The following is an 18,269-nucleotide window of genomic DNA, read 5'->3' on the forward strand; positions in this document are numbered from 1 at the left end:
GGTTTCGCGGCCCGTGTTGGTTACGGGGCGCATAGGTTACCAGAGAGACGCCTTCCCAGGGCGGGAGGCTGCCCGGAATGGCTGTCGCGCACTCGGGTATAACCCGGGGTAAGCAGGGTATAATCCCGGTTTGTCGTTCCCCCGCGTTTTGAACGCCTCGCCTTCCGTCCTTCCATGACTCACATTGCCTGCTTCGCCGGCGCCTTGGCGCTTTCCGAATTCCGCCAGCAACGTCTTCTGCAGACCCTGCAAGCCATCGACAGTTCGATCGTGCGTGTCGACGCCCGCTACGTTCATCTCGTAGCCAGCGCCGAACCGCTGTCGAGCGAAGACGTGGCCCGCGTCGCCGGTCTGCTCACTTACGGTGAGCCGGTGGGCGATGAACCGGTGGGCGACCAGTTGCTGGTGATCCCGCGTCTCGGCACGATTTCGCCGTGGGCGAGCAAGGCGACGGACATCGCCCGGAACTGCGGCATCGATCATGTGCGCCGTATCGAGCGCGCCGTCGAATACACCATCGGCGTGAAGTCGGGCCTGCTTGGTGGCAAGAAGTCGCTGCCGGCCGACGTGCTGGCGCGTGTCGCCGGTGTGCTGCACGACCGCATGACCGAGACGGTCGTTGCCACACGCAGCGACGCCGAGGCCCTGTTCGTCGAACTGCCGGCCAAGCCCCTGCAGACGGTCGACGTGATCGGCGTGGGCCGCAGCGCGCTCGAAGCCGCGAACCGTGACTTCGGTCTGGCGTTGGCCGATGATGAAATCGATTATCTGGTCGACGCGTTCACGAGCCTGAAGCGCAACCCGACCGATGTGGAACTGATGATGTTCGCGCAGGCCAACAGCGAGCATTGCCGTCACAAGATTTTCAATGCGCAGTGGACCATCGATGGTCAGGCGCAGGACAAGTCGCTGTTCCAGATGATCAAGAACACGCACCAATTGCACCCGCAGGGTACGGTGGTGGCGTATTCGGACAACGCTTCGGTGATGGAAGGCGCCGAAGTGGAGCGTTGGTATCCGCGCGGCGCCGATGGCAAGTACGGTCGCAGCGTTGAACTCACGCACACGCTGATGAAGGTCGAGACGCACAATCACCCGACGGCGATTTCGCCGTTCCCGGGCGCGTCGACGGGCGCCGGCGGCGAGATTCGCGACGAGGGCGCGACGGGCCGCGGGTCCACGCCGAAGTCGGGGCTGACGGGCTTCACCGTGTCGAACCTGGCGCTGCCGGGGGCGCGCGAGTCGTGGGAAAACGACCGCGACGTGGCCGTGCCGCCGACGCTGCGCAAGCCCGACGATACCGGTGCCGACTACGGCCGTCCGGACCGCATTGCGTCGCCGTTGCAGATCATGATCGAGGGTCCGCTGGGCGGCGCTGCGTTCAACAACGAATTCGGCCGACCGAACCTTGGCGGCTACTTCCGTGCCTATGAACAAAACGTGGGCGGTCGTGTGCGCGGCTATCACAAGCCGATCATGATCGCGGGCGGTATGGGCAATATCGCGGCACAGCACACCCACAAGCACGACCTGCCTGCCGGCACGCTGCTCATCCAGATCGGTGGTCCGGGCATGCGTATCGGCATGGGCGGCGGCGCTGCCAGCTCGATGGCGACCGGCACCAACACGGCTGAACTCGACTTCGATTCGGTGCAGCGCGGTAACCCGGAAATCGAGCGTCGCGCGCAGGAAGTCATCAACTGGTGCTGGCGTCAGGGCGACGCCAACCCGATCCTGTCGATTCACGACGTTGGCGCGGGCGGTATTTCGAACGCGTTCCCGGAACTGGTCGATGGCGCGAACAAGGGCGCCCGTTTCGACCTGCGTCAGGTTCAGCTCGAAGAGTCGGGCATGTCGCCGGCCGAAATCTGGAGTAACGAAGCGCAGGAACGTTATGTGCTGGCGATCGCGCCGGACAGCTTCCCGGCGTTCCAGGCCGTCTGCCAGCGTGAGCGTTGCCCGGTGGCGGTGATCGGTATCTCGACGGATGAGCGTCAACTGAAGCTGGTTGACCCGCTGCATCCGGAGTCGCCGGACCCGGTCGACATGCCGATGGACGTGCTGCTCGGCAAGCCGCCGCGCATGCACCGCGACGTCACGCGCATGAAGGCGGAGCTTCCGCCGGTCGACGTCACGGGCCTGTCGCTCGACGACGTGGCGCGTGCCGTGCTGCGTCACCCGACGGTCGCGAGCAAGTCGTTCCTCATCACGATTGGTGATCGCACTGTGGGTGGTTTGACGGCGCGCGACCAGATGGTCGGCCCGTGGCAGGTCCCGGTGGCTGACTGCGCGATTTCGCTGATGGACTACGCCGGTTATCGCGGCGAAGCCATGACGATGGGCGAGCGCACGCCGTTGGCCGTGATCGATGCGCCGGCATCGGGCCGTATGGCCGTCGGCGAAGCCATCACCAACATTGCGGCGGCGCCGATTGCGTCGCTCGATCAGATCAAGCTGTCGGCCAACTGGATGGCAGCATGCGGCACCGAGGGGGAAGACGCTGCGCTGTTCGATACGGTCAAGGCCGTCGGCATGGAGCTGTGCCCGGCGCTGGGCTTGTCGATCCCTGTCGGCAAGGATTCGCTGTCGATGCGCACCAAGTGGGAAGACGCGGGTCGCAGCAAAGACGTGATCGCGCCGGTTTCGCTGATCGTGTCGGCCTTCGCGCCGGTCGAAGACGTGCGTGGCCATCTCACGCCGCAACTGCGTTCGGTCGCGGAAGCGGGTGAGACGGTGCTGATCGCCATCGATCTGGGGCACAACAAGAACCGTCTGGGCGGCAGTATCCTCGCGCAGGTCACGCAGCAAATTGGCGACGTGACACCGGATCTGGATGATCCGGCCGACCTCCAGCGTTTCTTCGACGCCATTCAGAAACTCAATCGCGAAGGCAAGTTGCTCGCCTATCACGATCGTTCGGACGGCGGTTTGTTCGCCACCGTGGCGGAAATGGCCTTTGCGGGCCACGTTGGCGTGTCGCTCAATGTCGACATGCTCACGCTCGACGAAGGCTTCGAGTCCGATTACGGCGACGCCAAGGATTGGGCCAAGCAGACGGTCGGCCGTCGTGAAGACAAGACGCTGCGCGCGCTCTTCTCCGAAGAGCTTGGCGGCGTGATTCAGGTGCGGGCGTCGGAGCGCGACGCCGTGTTGCAGGCGCTGCGCGAAGCCGGTCTCTCGAACTGCACGAACGTAATCGGCAAGCCGAATACGAACGACGTCATCGAGATCTATCGCGACGCCAAAAAGGTCTTCGGCGCACCGCGTGCCGAGTTGCAACGCGTATGGTCGGAAGTGAGCTGGCGCATTGCACGTCTGCGCGACAACCCGGCCGCCGCCGATGCCGAATACGAAACGCTGAACGACACGAGCGATCCGGGGCTCTCGCCGAAGGTGACGTTCGACGCGAGCGAAGACATCGCCGCACCGTTCATCGCGACGGGCGTGCGTCCGAAGATCGCGGTTCTGCGCGAGCAGGGCGTGAACTCGCATCTTGAGATGGCCTACGTATTGGACAAGGCCGGCTTCGAGGCTTACGACGTGCACATGAGCGATTTGCTCGCGGGCCGTCACACGCTGGAAGCGTTCAAGGGCTTCATCGCCTGTGGCGGGTTCTCGTATGGCGATACGCTTGGGGCGGGCGAGGGCTGGGCGAAGACGATTCTGTTCAACCCGGCGTTGGCAGAGCAATTCGCTGGCTTCTTCAATCGTGCCGATACGTTCGCATTGGGTGTCTGCAATGGTTGCCAGATGATGAGCAACCTCTCGAACCTGATTCCGGGCGCCGTCGCGTGGCCGAAGTTCACGTACAACCAGTCGAAATACGAGGCACGTCTCACGCAGGTGGAAGTGCTCGACTCGCCGTCGCTGTTCTTCAAGGACATGGCGGGCTCGCAATTGCCGATCGTCATCGCGCACGGCGAAGGCTTCGCCAACTTCGGTCAGCAGGGCAACATCGACCAGGCAATCGCCGCGATGCGTTTCGTGGACCACCGAGGTCAACCGACCGAGCAGTATCCGTTCAACCCGAACGGCTCGCCGCGTGGCCTGACCGCAGTGACGACGGGCGACGGGCGCTTCACGGTCATGATGCCGCACCCGGAGCGCGTGTTCCGCACGGTGCAGATGAGCTGGGCGCCGGCGCAGTGGGGCGAGGACAGCCCATGGATGCGCATGTTCCGCAACGCTCGCCGTTGGGTGGCTTAACGGTATCGCTAACGGTATCGCGAAAGTCGCGACGATATTCCGCACGGCATCCCCGTGCGGAATGGGTCACCGGAAATAAAAAAATCCCGCCGAAAGGCGGGATTTTTGTTTCAGTGCCATGCAGGCGAGGCTTACTGGATCTTGGCTTTTTTCTCGAGGCCTTCGATGAAGCCTTGCAGCTTTTCTTCCTGCATTTGCTGCACGAGTTGCGGCTTGACGTCGGCCAACGGCGGGATCTGCGCGTCGCGCGTGTCGTCCAGCTCGATCACGTGGTAGCCGAACTGCGTCTTGACCGGTGTCTGCGAGTACTGCCCCTTCTGGAGCTTTTGCAGGGCATCGGCAAACTCGGGCACATAGGCGTTGGCCGGCGACCAGTCGAGATCGCCGCCGTTCTGTGCCGAACCGGGGTCCTTCGAGTATTGCTTGGCGAGGTCGGCGAACTTCGCACCGCCCTTGAGCTTCGCGATGATGTCCTTGGCCGTATCTTCGCTCGGCACCAGGATGTGACGGGCGTGATATTCCTTGTCGCCGAACTGCTTCTTCAGTTGGTCGTAACGCGCCTGAACTTCTGCGTCGGTCACGGGCGAGGTCTTCTGGAAGTCGGCGATGAGGGCGCGGATCAGCACGCCTTGTTCGGCCAGCTTGAGCTGTGCCTTGACGTCCGGCTGAGTGGCGATTCCCTTGCTGACGGCTGCCTGCGCGAGGACTTCGCGCTTGACCAGTTCTTCGCGCACTTGCTGTTGCAGTTGCGGCGAGTTCGGCTGACCCTGACGGACCATTTCGCGAACCATGGCGTCGGCACGTGCCACAGGCACCGGCGTGCCGTTCACAACGGCGACGTTCTGGGCAAGGGCGGGGAGGGATACGGCGGTCAGCGACACGGCGGCGCCGAGCGCCAGAGCCGTGCGGGCGAGTTTCAATGCCATGCTGTTTTTCCTAACGAATGACGAAGGCAAGGTTAATCGACGGGGGACGCGTCGCATGCGAGTTACGCTTCGCCGGGGGCGAGCGCGACAATGGCGAGGGCGTGAATGCCGTTTTGCATCAAATCGGCTAGCGCATCATACACCAGGCGGTGACGCGCAACGCGGTTACGGCCGGTAAACGCGGCCGAAACGATCCGGAGGTTGTAATGACCGCCCGACGCGGCGCCGGCATGACCGGCGTGGCGGGCACTGTCGTTCTCGAGGGCGAATTCCAGAGGGGAGAGCGCAGCGGTGAGCCGCGCTTCGATTTGCTGTTCCATGGTCATGGCAGTGACTTCCTGACGGACGTTATTCGTCCTGCTTGATGTACTTCGCGAGCCACAGACTCTGCACGACGATAAACACGACCATGAGGCCCATGCCGCCGAAGAGCTTGAAGTCGACCCAGGTGTCGGTCGAGAAATGGTAGGCGATGACGAGGTTGAGCACGCCCATGGCGAGGAAGAACAACGCCCAGCTGAAGTTCACTGCACGCCAGAGCTGTTCGGGCAATGCCATCTGCTTTTCCATCATGGCGCGGATCAGGTTCTTGTCGAAAACGAGCTCGGCAACGAACAGCGTGATCCCGAACAACCAGTACAGCGCCGTGGGCTTCCACTTGATGAAGGTCTCGTCGTGCAGCAGCATGGTGGCACCGCCAAACACCACGATGATCCCCAGGCTCACCCACTGCATGGGCTCGACCTTGCGGTGACGCAGCCACATCCAGATGACTTGCGCGATCGTCGTCACGATCGCGATGCCGGTGGCGACGTAGATGCCGGCGAACTTGAAGGCGACGAAAAACAGAATGACCGGTAATAGGTCGAAAAGGAATTTCATGAAGTCTCGACTTGGGGGCTTCGGGGGCAAACGCCCAGCGCTCGACGCGTCTGGGGGAGCAAACACCCATTATATTTCAAAGGCCCGGCGAGGAACGCGGCGAATCTCCGAAAGCGCGGTGCAGCGCGCGTTGCTGCACCGCCAACCCGTCAGGCGGGCGCTTTGCCTTACTGCAGGATTTCGATGCGCTTCACGTCGATATCGTTCGGGCGGAAGCGATGACGGTCGACTTCGCCGGTGATACGCACACGCGTCTTGTCGCTGATTTGACGGCCCGGCGGCAGATACTTGTCGTCAAGGTCGATCTCGATGGTCTTGCCGGCGTCGTCGCGGAAGGTGTAGTGCTCGTGCTTGAGCCGGTTGACGATATAGCCCTCGATCACGGCCACGGCGTCGTCGGGGGCTGCCAAGGCCTGTTCCACGGTCGAGACGTTGGATGTCACCGACGGCACGACCACGCTTCCGGTTGTGCCCGCCGCGGCCGTCGGACCCGTGTATTGCGCGATGGCGGGTGCCGCACTTAGTACGCCGAAAAATGCCGCTGCCGTGCAGAGAAGCGGCGTGAAGCGAGTGATTTTGCTTGGCATGAGCGACGTTTCCTGTTTTTGATGAAGGAGGCGTCAGCTTAGCAGACGTACGATCGGTGTCCGAACACTCGCACGGAGGTCATCCTCCCAAAGCGTTCGCGGTCGATCGCAAAACGGAGATGGCCCCCACCGGCAGCGGGCCGGTGGGGTGGGGTGTTCAGCCCTCGACAGGCTTGTCGGACTGGCCTTCCTTGTCCTCGAAGTTAAGCGAGGCCGAATTGATGCAATAACGCAAGCCGGTCGGCTGGGGACCGTCTTCGAACAGGTGCCCAAGGTGAGCATCGCAGTTGTGGCAGCGCACTTCCACACGCACCATGCCGTGGCTGTAATCCATGACTTCGTCGATGCCGGCCTTGTCGACCGGGGCCGAGTAGCTGGGCCAGCCGCAGCCTGCATCGAACTTCTCGGTCGATTCGAACAGTGGCGCACCGCAGCAGACACAGCGGTAGGTGCCGTCTTTCCAGTGATCCCAGTAACGGCCCGTGAATGCGCGCTCGGTGGCCGCATGGCGCGTGACCTGGTATTCCACGTCGTCGAGTTGGGCACGCCAGTCGGCGTCGTTCTTTTCCACTTTGCTCATGAGAGTCTCCTGAGGGGCGGCGGCCCCGGAATTGCCGCCGCGCGTCGTATTTCGTCAGACCCGGCTCAGATGGGGGCGGCGCGCCGTTTTGCAATGTGCCGAAACGCCTCGCCGCCTGTCGATGCCAGGCCGTCAATCAAGACGAGCAACTGACTTCGAGCTGACCGGCCCAGTCGGGCGGCAACTCGGCATAGCGCTCGAATTCGGGTTGTTCATCGTAGGGGTGCGAGAGCACGCGCAGCAGCGTGTCGACTTCCGAGAAGTCCCTTTCACCGGCACGGCGGATCGCGATCTCGGCCAGGTGATTGCGCAGGATGTACTTCGGGTTGACGAGCCGCATCGCGACTGCACGTTTGGCGTCGGTGCTCGCTTCGTGGCGAAGTCGTGCGCGGTAATCCACGGCCCAGGCGTCGAATCCTGCCCGGTCGATGAACATGTCGCGCAGCGGTTCGTCGGCGGCGGGGTTATCGAGTTCAAGCGTGGCGAGCGTGCGGAACAGGTGCGTAAAGTCGACGCGTCCCTCGTGCATCAGCTTGAACAGACGATTGATGAGCGTTTCGTCGTCGGCGTGCGATTCGCGCAACCCGAGTTTGGCGCGCATGCGCAGGTCGATTTCTTCGGCAAAGCGCGTCTTGAACACGGGCAGCACCGACTGCGCTTGCTCGATCGCCGCATCCCCTTCGCCGAACAACGGCAACAGGGCCTGCGCGAGGCAGAACAGGTTCCAGTACGCGACGTTCGGCTGCGCCTGATAGGCGTAGCGCCCCTGCGTGTCGGAGTGGTTGCAGATGTGGTGGGCGTTGAAGCCGTCGAGAAAGCCGAAGGGGCCGTAGTCGATCGTCAGCCCGAGAATCGACATGTTGTCGGTATTCATCACGCCGTGGCAGAAGCCCACCGCCTGCCAATGCGCCACCATTTCCGCCGTGGCATCGCAGACCGCGCTCAGCAGGGCGAGGTAAGGATTGGCTTCGTCGCGGCAGTGCGGGTAGTGATGATCGATGGTGAAGTCTGCGAGTTGACGCAGCGCTTCGTATTGATCTCCCGCCCAGAAGTGCTCGAAGTGACCGAAACGGATGAAGCTCGGCGACAGGCGCGTGACGACGGCCGCCGTCTCGATGGTCTCGCGGCGTACGGGGGCGTCCGAGCCAATGACGCACAGGGCGCGTGTCGTCGGCACGCCGAGATGGAACATGGCTTCCGAGCCAAGGAACTCCCGGATCGACGAGCGGAGCACGGCACGTCCGTCACCCATGCGGGAATAGGGCGTCAGACCGCCGCCCTTGAGCTGAATTTCCCAGCGACCGCCGGGGCCGTCCGATTCGCCAAGCAGCAACGCCCGGCCGTCGCCGAGTTGACCGGCCCAGACGCCGAACTGATGTCCTGAGTAGACACTGGCGAGCGGATCGCCCCCTGGCAGCGGCGTATTGCCGGCAAAGGTCGCAAGAAACTCCGGATCGCGTGCCGCTTCGGGCGACCAGCCTAGCAGGCGGGCGGCGTCGACCGAAAAACCGACCAGATAGGGCGCTGGCAGCGGCTGCGGCGCCAGGCGCGTATAGAAGCTGTTGCCGAGTGACGCAAACCGGTTCGCCATTGGCAGCGGTCCATAGGGCTTTAGCGAAGCGGAAACAGAAGCGGGACGGTCGGTTGCCGACATTGGGGACGTTCCTGAAGGTGAACAAACATTCTACTTGAGGTGCCCGTCCTGCGCTGCCGGGTTGCGTACACTGGCGTAGCCCCGATCTGCTGCGCCGCACAAGCGAAGGGCGTTGACCCGGCGCTCGCACGCGTCAAGAATGAATCTCCGCGGTGCCTGTAAGTGCACGCATCAACCGCACCAACACGCTGGGCACGAATGCTCGAACGCCTGAACGCTATTCCCGACGTATCCCCGTAATTCCGGTTTTCCCGACTTTTCTGGAGATTCGACGCATGGCAACACCGCTCCTCGGCCAGATGATGGCCGCGCCGCTCCTGATTTCCTCGCTGCTCACGCATGCTGCGCGTCACCACGGCGACACCGAGATTGTGTCGCGTCGCGTGGAGGGCGACATCCACCGCTACACCTGGCGCGACGCCGAGCAGCGCGCCCGCCAACTCGCACAGGCATTCCGCCGGCTGGGGGTGGAGGATGGCGAGCGCGTGGGCACGCTGGCATGGAACGGCTATCGGCATCTCGAGTTGTACTACGGCGTCTCGGGCATGGGCAGCGTCATCCACACCGTCAATCCCCGCCTGTTCCCGGAGCAGATCGCTTATATCGTCAACCACGCAGAAGATCGCTTCGTGGCGTTTGACATCAATTTCCTGCCGTTAGTGGAGACGATTGCCCCCATGTGCTCGGGCGTGCAGGGTTGGATCGCGATGACGGATCGTGCGCACATGCCCACATCGAGCTTGCCGTTGCTGTGCTACGAGGAACTGATTGCCGCCGAGGACGGCCAGTTCATCTGGCCGACGATGGACGAGTCGACGGCGTCTGGCCTTTGCTACACATCGGGCACGACGGGCAATCCCAAAGGTGTGCTCTACAGCCATCGCTCCACGGTGTTGCATGCCTTCGGCGCCTCGCTGCCGGACGCGATGGCCATGTCGGCACGCGACGCCGTGTTGCCCGTGGTGCCGATGTTTCATGTGAACGCGTGGGGCCTGCCGTACTCCAGCGCACTCGTCGGCGCGAAGCTCGTATTCCCCGGCAAGGATCTCGACGGCAAGTCGCTGTACGAACTCTTCGAAGCGGAGGGGGTGACGTTCTCGGCGGGAGTGCCCACCGTCTGGCTGGGGCTGCTGACGCACGTGAAATCCATCGGCGCGCGTTTCTCGACGCTGGAGCGCACGGTGATCGGCGGATCGGCCTGCCCGCCGGCCATGCTCCAGACGTTCGAAAAGGATTACGGCGTGCGTGTCATTCACGCGTGGGGCATGAGCGAAATGTCCCCGCTCGGCACGTTATGCCATCTGCGCAAACATCACCGCGACCTGCCGGCCGACGCGCAGCAACACATTCTGGAGAAACAAGGGACGGCCATCTACGGTGTCGACCTGAAGATCGTGGGGCCGGATGGCGAAGAACTGCCGTGGGACGGGAAGGCGTTCGGCGATCTGCACGCACGCGGGCCGTGGGTCATCGATCGCTATTTCGGCTCGGAGGCGTCGCCGCTGATCGACGGCTGGTTTCCGACCGGAGATGTGGCCACGATCGATGCGGAAGGCTATGTACAAATCACCGATCGCAGCAAGGACGTCATCAAGTCGGGCGGCGAGTGGATCAGCTCCATCGATGTCGAGAACGTTGCGATGGCGCATCCGGAGATTCACGAAGCCGCCTGTATTGCCGTGAAACACCCGAAGTGGGAAGAGCGGCCTTTGCTGGTCGTGGTTCGCAAGCCCGGCTCGACACTGACCCGCGAAGCGGTGCTGGCGTTCTACCAGGGGCGTGTCGTGAAATGGTGGATACCCGACGATGTGGTGTTCGTCGATGAGATTCCCCACACCGCGACCGGAAAGATGCTCAAGCTCAAACTGCGTGAGAAATTCCGCGACTATCAGGCGGCGTCGTAGATTGTCGGTCATGGCGCCCGTCATGACAGTGACATCCGTCGTGTACCCGCTCGGAATTTTCTGAGCGAGTGCACGGTCGCTGCCTGAAATCCAGCAGTGACGCCGCTTTTCGGGCGATCCCGGGTCATTTCGGTCGCACGTCCCCTCTATAATGTCAGCCTGAATTTCCCCCGATACGGCAGGCGCTGCCGCGTCTTTCATCGGCTTTCCAAAGGAGATGGTGTGCATCTGCTGAGTGCCACTGCGGGCCTCGTGCTTGTGAATGGTGTGAGCTATGGTTTGCTGTTGTTCATGCTATCGAGCGGCCTCACGTTGATCTTCAGCATGCTGGGCGTGCTGAACTTCGCGCATGCCAGCTTTTACATGCTGGGGGCGTATTTCGCCTACGCGTTGTCGGCGGCAGTGGGGTTCTGGCCTGCATTGGTTGTGGCGCCGCTGATCGTGGGCGGACTCGGTGCCGTCTTCGAGCGCGGCGTATTGCGGCGATTGCGCGCACGCGGTGCGCTCGCGGAGCTGCTCGCCACGTTCGGACTGGCCTACATCGTGGTGGAACTGGTGCAACTCGCGTGGGGGCGCGGGCCGGTCGATTACGCAGTGCCAGCCGCCCTCGACGGCGTGTTGATACCTGTGGCGGGTATCGCCGTGCCCGCATACCGATTGTTCCTCATGGGGTTGGCGTGCACGATCGCCGTACTGGTATGGGTCGCGTTTCGCGCCACGCGCGCCGGACTGATCTTGCAGGCAGCCTTGTCGCAACCGGCGATGACGCAGGCCCTCGGCTATAACGTGCCGGCGCTCTACACAGGCGTGTTCGTGTGTGGCGCGGCGCTGGCGGCGCTGGCCGGGGCCGCTGGCGGGAATGTGCTGGTGACGGAGCCCGGCATGGCGGCAACGGTTGGCAGTGTCGTGTTTGTTGTGGTGGTCGTGGGTGGACTGGGTTCGCTGGGCGGCGCATTCGTTGCCTCGCTGCTGATTGGCTTACTGCAGACATGGGCTGTCACGAGCGACGCGAGTCTCGCGCCATGGTGGCCTCAAAGTGCGATGGAGCCCGTTGGTGGGGCGGGCGTACTGGGGGCATTGCAGGCTGCCATCGCGCCAATCGCACGTCTGAGCGTTGCACAACTCGCACCGGCGGTGCCGTATTTGCTAATGGTGGCGGTACTGCTTTGGCGTCCGCGCGGACTTTTTGGCGTTCGGGAGGGCTAATGGACGACGCTATCGTCAGTTCGCCAGCCGCCGCGCCTGCCTCGCCTCCTATGTCGTTACGCGGTCGTGCGGTCGTGTGGCTGGTCTTTGCCGCCATTCTCGGCCTGGCTCCCTGGTGCTTCCCCTCCGACACGGCGCTCACCCTGATGACGCAGATGGGCACTGCCGCCATTCTTGCATTGTCTTTCAACCTGCTGCTCGGCTCGACGGGGCTGTTGAGTTTTTGCCATGCCACCTATGCAGGCATTGGCGCTTATGCGGGCGTGTGGTGCATGAATCGTATCGGCGCTCTGGGCATTCCGGTATCGATGGCTGTGGTTCCGTTCGCGGGGGCGTTCGCGGGGGGCGTGGCGGGTGCCACGCTGGGGTACGTCACCACGCGTCGCGCGGGCATGACGTTCGCGATGATCACGCTCGGCGTGGCGGAACTGGTCTGGGTAATGGCGGCGATGCTGCCCGAGTGGTTCGGCGGCGAGCGCGGCATCCCGACCGACAGAACCCTGGGTGCGGCGTGGTTCGGTGTGACATTCGCCACGCAGCGCGAAGTCTATGCGCTGGTGGCGGTTTGGCTGTTCGTTTGCGCGGGCCTGATGTATGGCGTCACGCGCACGCCATTGGGTTTTCTTGCTCGCGCGGTACGTGACAACACCGTGCGCGTAGCCTTCCTCGGTCAGTCACCGGCGGCGGTGCGCTATCGCATGCAAATCATTGCGGCGGCTTTTGCTGGCGTAGCGGGCGCACTGGGCGCATTGAATTTCGAATTGGTCAGCGCCGATACCTTCAGCCTGGAACGCTCCGGCATCGTGCTCGTCTTCACGGTGCTTGGCGGTACGACTTACTTCGCGGGACCGATGCTGGGGGCCGTCGTCGGTGTGTTCGCAACGGTGGTGCTGGCAACGTTGACACGAGCGTGGCAGCTCTATCTCGGGTTGGGATTTCTTGCCGTCGTGATATTGGCGCCGGGCGGCATCGCCGGGTTGAGCGCGGCCCTGCTACACATCTGGCGCGATGGCAGGGTGCGTGTTTTATGGCGGCCCTATGTCGCGGTTTGTGTCGGTTTGGCACTCTTCGTGGGCGGACTGATCGGCATCGTGGAAATGACCTACGGCGCGCGACTTGCAGACGCCGCCGGGGTGATCGTGACACCCGGTCAGCGTGCGGTTGCTGCCACCGCGATGACGTGGGGGGCGGCAGTCGCGATGGCAGTGGGCGGGCTTGCCATGTTGGCGCTCGCCAGACGTCGTCTGCGGCGCAAGGCGTCGAGTGCGGCGCTTGGTGAGGAGGCGCCGCGATGATCGACATCGAGACGCCAGTTCGTTCGTCGGGGCACGCACTCAGCGTGCGAGGCGTGCGCAAATCGTTCGGACGCACACAGGTGCTGTGTGGCGTCGACCTGACACTCTCGCCGGGCGAGCGGCTTGCCATCATTGGTCCCAACGGTGCGGGCAAAAGCACCTTGTTCGACGTCATTACGGGCAGAACGCGGCCGGACCAAGGGCGCGTCCTGATGAGCGGGGGCGACGTCACCGGACGCGCCCCGCATGTCATCAGCCGGCTCGGCTTGTCGCGCAGTTTCCAGACATCGCAGTTATTCGGCCAGATGAGCGTCATCGATCATCTGCGTTGCGCAGGACTTTGGCCGGATGGGCACCGGTATACGTTCTGGCGAAGGATGCGTGGACTGGATAACGTTACCCGGCGTAGTGAGCTTTGGCTGACGCGCCTCGGGTTGGAGGCACGCCGCGACGTTGCTGCGGGCGAATTGAGCTACGCGGAGCAACGCGTACTCGAAGTCGGTTTGTGTGCGGCGTCGGCGGGGAGTGTGATGTTGCTCGACGAGCCGACGGCTGGCATGAGTCAGTCGGAGTCTGCCCGAATGGTGGCGCTGATCGCTGAACTAAGCCGGGGCCGCTCGCTGTTGATGATCGAGCACGATATGCAGGTGGTCTTCTCGCTCGCCGATCGGATCGCCGTGTTGGCCCGAGGCGCGATCATCGCCTGCGATACGCCGGCACGGATTCGCATGCATCCCGACGTGCGCACTGCCTATCTCGGGGACTACGCCGACGCCTATGACGGCGATGCTGCCGGGGAGGTGCGCGATGCTTGAGTTAATCGACGTCAGAGCAGGGTATGGCGGTAGCCGTGTGCTGCATGGCGTGACGATGCGCGTTGCACCGGGCGAGATTGTGGCTGTTCTCGGCCGCAATGGTGCGGGGCGCTCCACGCTGGCTCGCGCGATCATGGGGCAGTTGCCGCGCGAGGGCGATATCCGGTGGCAGGGAAAGTCGCTGACCCCGCTCGCGCCGCATCAGATTGCCCGACTGGGCGTGGGCTATGTGCCGGAGACGCGCGATGTCTTCGGGCCGTTGACGGTCACGCAAAATCTGGTGCTCGGGCAGCGTGATGGCAAAGCCCGGGCAATGCAGGGCACGCCCGGCATCGACCGATCGCTGACGCTTGCCGACGCGTTCGAGCGCTTCGAAGAGCTGGCGCCACGGCGTAACGCACCCGCAGCGTCGCTATCTGGCGGTGAACAGCAATTGCTTTCGCTATGCCGGGCAATGATGGCGGGGCCTGAGTTACTGATCGTCGACGAGCCGACAGAAGGGCTGGCGCCTCGGGTCGTGGCTCGTATTGGCCGGATTCTGACCGACTTGCGGGCGACCGGCGTGGCGATTCTGCTGATCGAGCAAAAGCTGTCGCTCGCGCTCAGTTGTGCGCAGCGTGTGGCGGTGATGGGACGTGGCACGCTCGTCTTCGAGGGGCCGCCCGACGCGCTGGCAGCCGCGCCCGCGATTCGCCGTGAATGGCTTGAGGTCTAGCGCTGCGCTAGAATCGAACGATCGTCTTGCCGCAGCTCGCGCGCTCGCGGCGCCCCCAAACGACGCACAAAGATAAGGAAAGAGACAACGATGAGCACGGCTTATGAGGTTCGTGACGGCGTAGCCGTCATCACGCTGGAAAATCCCCCGGTGAATGGGCTGGGACATGCCACTCGGGCGGGCATTGCCGACGGTATCGCCCAAGCTCAGGCCGACGCTCAGGTGCGTGCTGTGGTGCTGATCGGCGGTGGGAAGGCCTTTTCCGGTGGTGCCGATATCCGTGAGTTCAACACGCCGAAAGCGACGCAGAGCCCGCTGCTGGTTGACGTGATTGCGGCGCTCGACGCTTGCGAAAAGCCGGTTGTCGCGGCAGTCCACGCCGTTGCGATGGGCGGCGGTCTCGAATTGGCGCTGGCGTGTCACTATCGTGTGGCGTTGCCGGGGGCACAGATCGCATTGCCCGAGGTAAAGCTAGGCCTGTTGCCCGGCGCGGGCGGTACGCAGCGTCTGCCGCGCGCCATCGGCGTCGCGCGCGCGCTCGATATGGTGGTGTCGGGCCGCGTCGTGAAGTCCGAATCGCTCGTCGGCACACTTTTTTCGAAGCTGATCGAAGGGAGTCATAACGATCTCCTGGCAGGGGCGATTGCCTTCGCCCGCGACGTCGCTGCGCAAGGCGGCACGTTGCCGCGATTGCGCGACGTGGCTATCGACGATGCGGATGGCTCGGGGCAGGCCGCCATCGAGGCTGCGCGAGACAAGGTGCAGCGCGAGCAGCCCCATTTTCCAGCGCCTCATCAGTGCGTGGCGGCAATCGAAGCGGCGTTGCAACGCCCGTTCGATGCTGGGGTGAAGTTCGAGCGCGAGTGTTTTGTCGCGCTGGTCAGCTCGCCGGAGTCGAAGGCGCTGCGTCATGCGTTCCTGGGGGAGCGCGCTGCGGCCAAGATTGCCGATGTGCCCGACGATACGCCGGTGCGCAACATTGAGCGCGTGGCAGTCATTGGCGCCGGGACGATGGGCAGCGGCATCGCCATGACCTTTGCCAACGCGGGTATCCCGGTCACGCTGGTCGACACGACCGAGGCGTCGCTGGCGCGCGGGATCGAGTCGATGCGAGGTAATTACGCCCGTGCCGTCACGCGGGGCAAGCTCGCCGCAGACGAGGCGGAAAAGCGGCTGGCGCGCGTTCACGGGAGTACCGATTTCGCCGCGGTGGCCGATGCCGACCTGATCGTTGAAGCGGTGTTCGAGGATATGGCGATTAAGCAGGTGGTGTTTCGCGAACTCGACAAGGTGGCCAAGCGCGGTGCAATTCTGGCGTCGAACACGTCGACGCTCGATCTCGATGCGCTGGCCGAAACCACGTCGCGGGCGCAGGACGTCATCGGTATGCACTTCTTCAGCCCGGCCAACGTCATGCGCTTGCTTGAAGTGGTGCGAGGCGCCCACACGGGCAAAGACGTGCTGGCGACGGTCATGAAACTCGCCAAGCGCATCGGCAAGCTGGCTGTCGTGGCTCGTGTGTGCGACGGTTTCATCGGCAATCGCATGCTCGAACCCTATTTCAAGCAATCTCAATGGATGGTCGAGCAGGGCGCAACGCCCGCGCAGGTCGATGCCGCCATTGAGCGCTTCGGGTTCGCGATGGGGCCGTTCCGCACGAGCGATCTGGCCGGCAACGATGTCAGTTGGGCAATTCGCAAGCGTCGTCACGCCGAACATCCGGATATCGCGTATCCCAGAATTGCCGATGTGGTTTGCGAAGCCGGCCGCTATGGACAGAAAACGCATGCCGGCTGGTATGACTACGCCGAGGGGGACCGCACGCCGCGCGAGTCGGCCAAGATCGCGCAGATGCTCGACGACTACCGCAAGACGAACGGTATCGCGCCGCGTGTGTTTTCCGACGACGAAATTGTCGATCGCCTTGTTTATGCGCTGGTGAACGAAGGCGCGAAGGTGCTGGCTGATGGAACGGCGGCGCGCGCGTCCGACATCGATATGGTGTATCTGAACGGCTATGGTTTTCCGCTGTGGCGCGGCGGGCCGATGCTCTATGCCGACACGGTCGGGCTCGACAAGGTGCTCGCGCGGGTGCGGGAGTTCGAACAGGGCGCGCACGGCGAGGATTGGGTACCGGCAGCGCGGCTGGTGGAGTTGGTGGAAGCCGGCAAGCGTTTCAACGCGTGAGCTAACCCGACGCGACAAGGGGGATGGCCGGAGCACTAACGCCAACGTGAAACGGTTGGCGGTCTTGCGGGGTGAATCGAGGGGCAATGAAATGAAGCCGATGGACGAAGTGCTGCTGGTGATCGATGTGCAGAACGATTTCATGCCCGGTGGCGCGTTGGCCGTGTCTCATGGCGACGAGGTGGTGCCGGCAATCAACGCTTTGGCGGGTAAGTTTTCGCACGTCGTGTTGACGCAGGACTGGCATCCGGCGGGGCACGTGTCGTTTGCCGAAAATCATGCGGGGCGACAGCCATTCGAGACGATTGCGTTGCCGTATGGCGAACAGGTCTTGTGGCCCGCCCACTGCGTTCAGGATACGCAGGGGGCGGCATTGCACGCGGATCTGCATATTCCGCATGCGCAGGCGGTGGTGCGCAAGGGGTATCAGGTGGCCATCGACAGTTATTCCGCGTTTCTTGAGGCGGATCGCAAGACGCCGACGGGACTGGCGGGGTACTTGCGGGACAAGGGCGTGCGACGCGTGCATTGCGTGGGACTGGCGACCGATTTCTGCGTGGCGTGGAGTGCGCTCGACGCCAGGGCGGCGGGGTTTGACGTTTGCGTGATCGAGCACGCCTGTCGTGCCATCGATCTGAACGGCTCGCTGGCCAACGCGTGGACATCGCTGGCCGCGGCGGGGGTATCGCGCGAGTAGCGCGTGGATGGTGAGTGGGTGGTCAGTGAATATCCGACGCAGCGCACGACGCGTTGCGTCACTAATCGACGTCATGACGATGGACAGGTTTTACCGTAATGGCCAATGTGGCCGGAGTATCCGATGAGCACGCTCTCGATCAGTTCAGGTTTTATCGATCATCTCGGCATCGAGTTGCTGAGTGCCGAGGGAGGCGAGTCGGAATTGCGGCTCTCGCTGGCGTCTCAGCATCTCAATAGCTGGGAGGTGATGCACGGCGGCGTGACGATGGCGATGCTCGACGTCGCGCTCAGTACGGCATGCCGGAGCGTGGCGCCGGAAGGCGCCGGGGTGGTGACGATTGAAATGAAGACGAGCTTCATGCAGCCGGGCACCGGCGAGATGCGCGCGTTTGGTCGCTTGCTGCATCGGTCCACGACAATGGCTTACTGTGAGGGCGAGGTGCGCGACGCCAATGGCAAGCTCGTGGCCAAGGCGATGGGTACCTTCAAATACTTGCGCCGTCTTGCGGTCGGTCGCACGGTGCGTGAGCAGCGACGTCCCGACGACCCTCGCGGCGACTGATCGTCAGATGGACTGACGGATGGATGGACTGATATCCGCCCGATAGGCGTG

Annotated in this window: 15 protein-coding genes and 1 pseudogene; 10 read left to right on the forward strand and 6 right to left on the reverse strand. The window is 63.4% G+C overall.

Going from position 1 to position 18,269, the window contains the following annotated elements; translation table 11 throughout:
- Positions 1 to 174: 174 nt before the first annotated feature.
- Positions 175 to 4,206 (forward strand): phosphoribosylformylglycinamidine synthase, encoded by a 4,032-nt coding sequence (gene purL / locus PI93_RS14260; RefSeq protein WP_039365988.1) that lies wholly within the window; start codon positions 175 to 177, stop codon positions 4,204 to 4,206.
- 131 nt (positions 4,207 to 4,337) lie between these two features.
- Here the strand turns inward: purL and PI93_RS14265 are convergent, their stop codons facing one another.
- From PI93_RS14265 to PI93_RS14290, 6 genes are all read right to left on the reverse strand, one after another.
- Positions 4,338 to 5,132, reverse strand: coding sequence for a peptidylprolyl isomerase (locus tag PI93_RS14265; RefSeq protein WP_039365986.1), 795 nt, complete (start codon positions 5,130 to 5,132; stop codon positions 4,338 to 4,340).
- A gap of 62 nt (positions 5,133 to 5,194) precedes the next feature.
- Complete coding sequence (locus tag PI93_RS14270; protein ID WP_039365984.1) at positions 5,195 to 5,458, reverse strand: BolA family protein; 264 nt, start codon at positions 5,456 to 5,458, stop codon at positions 5,195 to 5,197.
- Between the two features lie 22 nt (positions 5,459 to 5,480).
- On the reverse strand, positions 5,481 to 6,014 hold the full coding sequence (locus PI93_RS14275; RefSeq protein ID WP_039365982.1) for a septation protein A: 534 nt from the start codon (positions 6,012 to 6,014) through the stop codon (positions 5,481 to 5,483).
- A gap of 167 nt (positions 6,015 to 6,181) precedes the next feature.
- Positions 6,182 to 6,601, reverse strand: a complete 420-nt coding sequence (locus PI93_RS14280) for a YgiW/YdeI family stress tolerance OB fold protein (protein WP_039365980.1) — start codon at positions 6,599 to 6,601, stop codon at positions 6,182 to 6,184.
- 157 nt (positions 6,602 to 6,758) lie between these two features.
- Positions 6,759 to 7,181 carry a peptide-methionine (R)-S-oxide reductase MsrB gene (msrB, locus tag PI93_RS14285; protein ID WP_039365978.1) on the reverse strand — a complete coding sequence of 141 codons (423 nt, stop codon included), beginning with the start codon at positions 7,179 to 7,181 and terminating at the stop codon, positions 6,759 to 6,761.
- A 136-nt stretch (positions 7,182 to 7,317) separates the two neighbouring features.
- Positions 7,318 to 8,835: a protein adenylyltransferase SelO gene (locus PI93_RS14290; protein ID WP_039365977.1), complete on the reverse strand. Its 1,518-nt coding sequence runs from the start codon at positions 8,833 to 8,835 to the stop codon at positions 7,318 to 7,320.
- A gap of 275 nt (positions 8,836 to 9,110) precedes the next feature.
- Between PI93_RS14290 and PI93_RS14295 the strand changes: the two genes are divergently transcribed.
- The 9 genes and pseudogenes from PI93_RS14295 to PI93_RS14330 all read left to right on the forward strand — a co-directional run bounded on the left by PI93_RS14295 (position 9,111) and on the right by PI93_RS14330 (position 18,218).
- Positions 9,111 to 10,739 carry a 3-(methylthio)propionyl-CoA ligase gene (locus PI93_RS14295; RefSeq protein WP_039365975.1) on the forward strand — a complete coding sequence of 543 codons (1,629 nt, stop codon included), beginning with the start codon at positions 9,111 to 9,113 and terminating at the stop codon, positions 10,737 to 10,739.
- A gap of 291 nt (positions 10,740 to 11,030) precedes the next feature.
- Positions 11,031 to 11,945, forward strand: coding sequence for a branched-chain amino acid ABC transporter permease (locus tag PI93_RS14300; RefSeq protein ID WP_236105857.1), 915 nt, complete (start codon positions 11,031 to 11,033; stop codon positions 11,943 to 11,945).
- A complete protein-coding gene (locus PI93_RS14305) occupies positions 11,945 to 13,240 on the forward strand; it encodes a branched-chain amino acid ABC transporter permease (protein WP_080759017.1) in 1,296 nt (431 codons plus the stop codon). The genes PI93_RS14300 and PI93_RS14305 overlap by 1 nt, the downstream gene beginning before the upstream one ends.
- Before the next feature lie 98 nt (positions 13,241 to 13,338).
- A pseudogene (locus PI93_RS25090) lies at positions 13,339 to 13,734 on the forward strand (ATP-binding cassette domain-containing protein); the annotation flags it as partial.
- A 234-nt stretch (positions 13,735 to 13,968) separates the two neighbouring features.
- On the forward strand, positions 13,969 to 14,055 hold the full coding sequence (locus PI93_RS25095; protein WP_407945366.1) for a hypothetical protein: 87 nt from the start codon (positions 13,969 to 13,971) through the stop codon (positions 14,053 to 14,055).
- A complete protein-coding gene (locus PI93_RS14315; protein ID WP_039365970.1) occupies positions 14,048 to 14,770 on the forward strand; it encodes an ABC transporter ATP-binding protein in 723 nt (240 codons plus the stop codon). Before PI93_RS25095 ends, PI93_RS14315 begins: the two co-directional genes overlap by 8 nt.
- Before the next feature lie 90 nt (positions 14,771 to 14,860).
- Positions 14,861 to 16,957, forward strand: a complete 2,097-nt coding sequence (locus tag PI93_RS14320; RefSeq protein WP_039365969.1) for a 3-hydroxyacyl-CoA dehydrogenase NAD-binding domain-containing protein — start codon at positions 14,861 to 14,863, stop codon at positions 16,955 to 16,957.
- A 91-nt stretch (positions 16,958 to 17,048) separates the two neighbouring features.
- A complete protein-coding gene (pncA, locus tag PI93_RS14325) occupies positions 17,049 to 17,654 on the forward strand; it encodes a bifunctional nicotinamidase/pyrazinamidase (protein ID WP_039365966.1) in 606 nt (201 codons plus the stop codon).
- 123 nt (positions 17,655 to 17,777) lie between these two features.
- Complete coding sequence (locus PI93_RS14330) at positions 17,778 to 18,218, forward strand: PaaI family thioesterase (protein ID WP_080759016.1); 441 nt, start codon at positions 17,778 to 17,780, stop codon at positions 18,216 to 18,218.
- Positions 18,219 to 18,269: the final 51 nt, after the last annotated feature.

The organism is Pandoraea fibrosis (assembly GCF_000807775.2).
Lineage (GTDB): Bacteria > Pseudomonadota > Gammaproteobacteria > Burkholderiales > Burkholderiaceae > Pandoraea > Pandoraea fibrosis.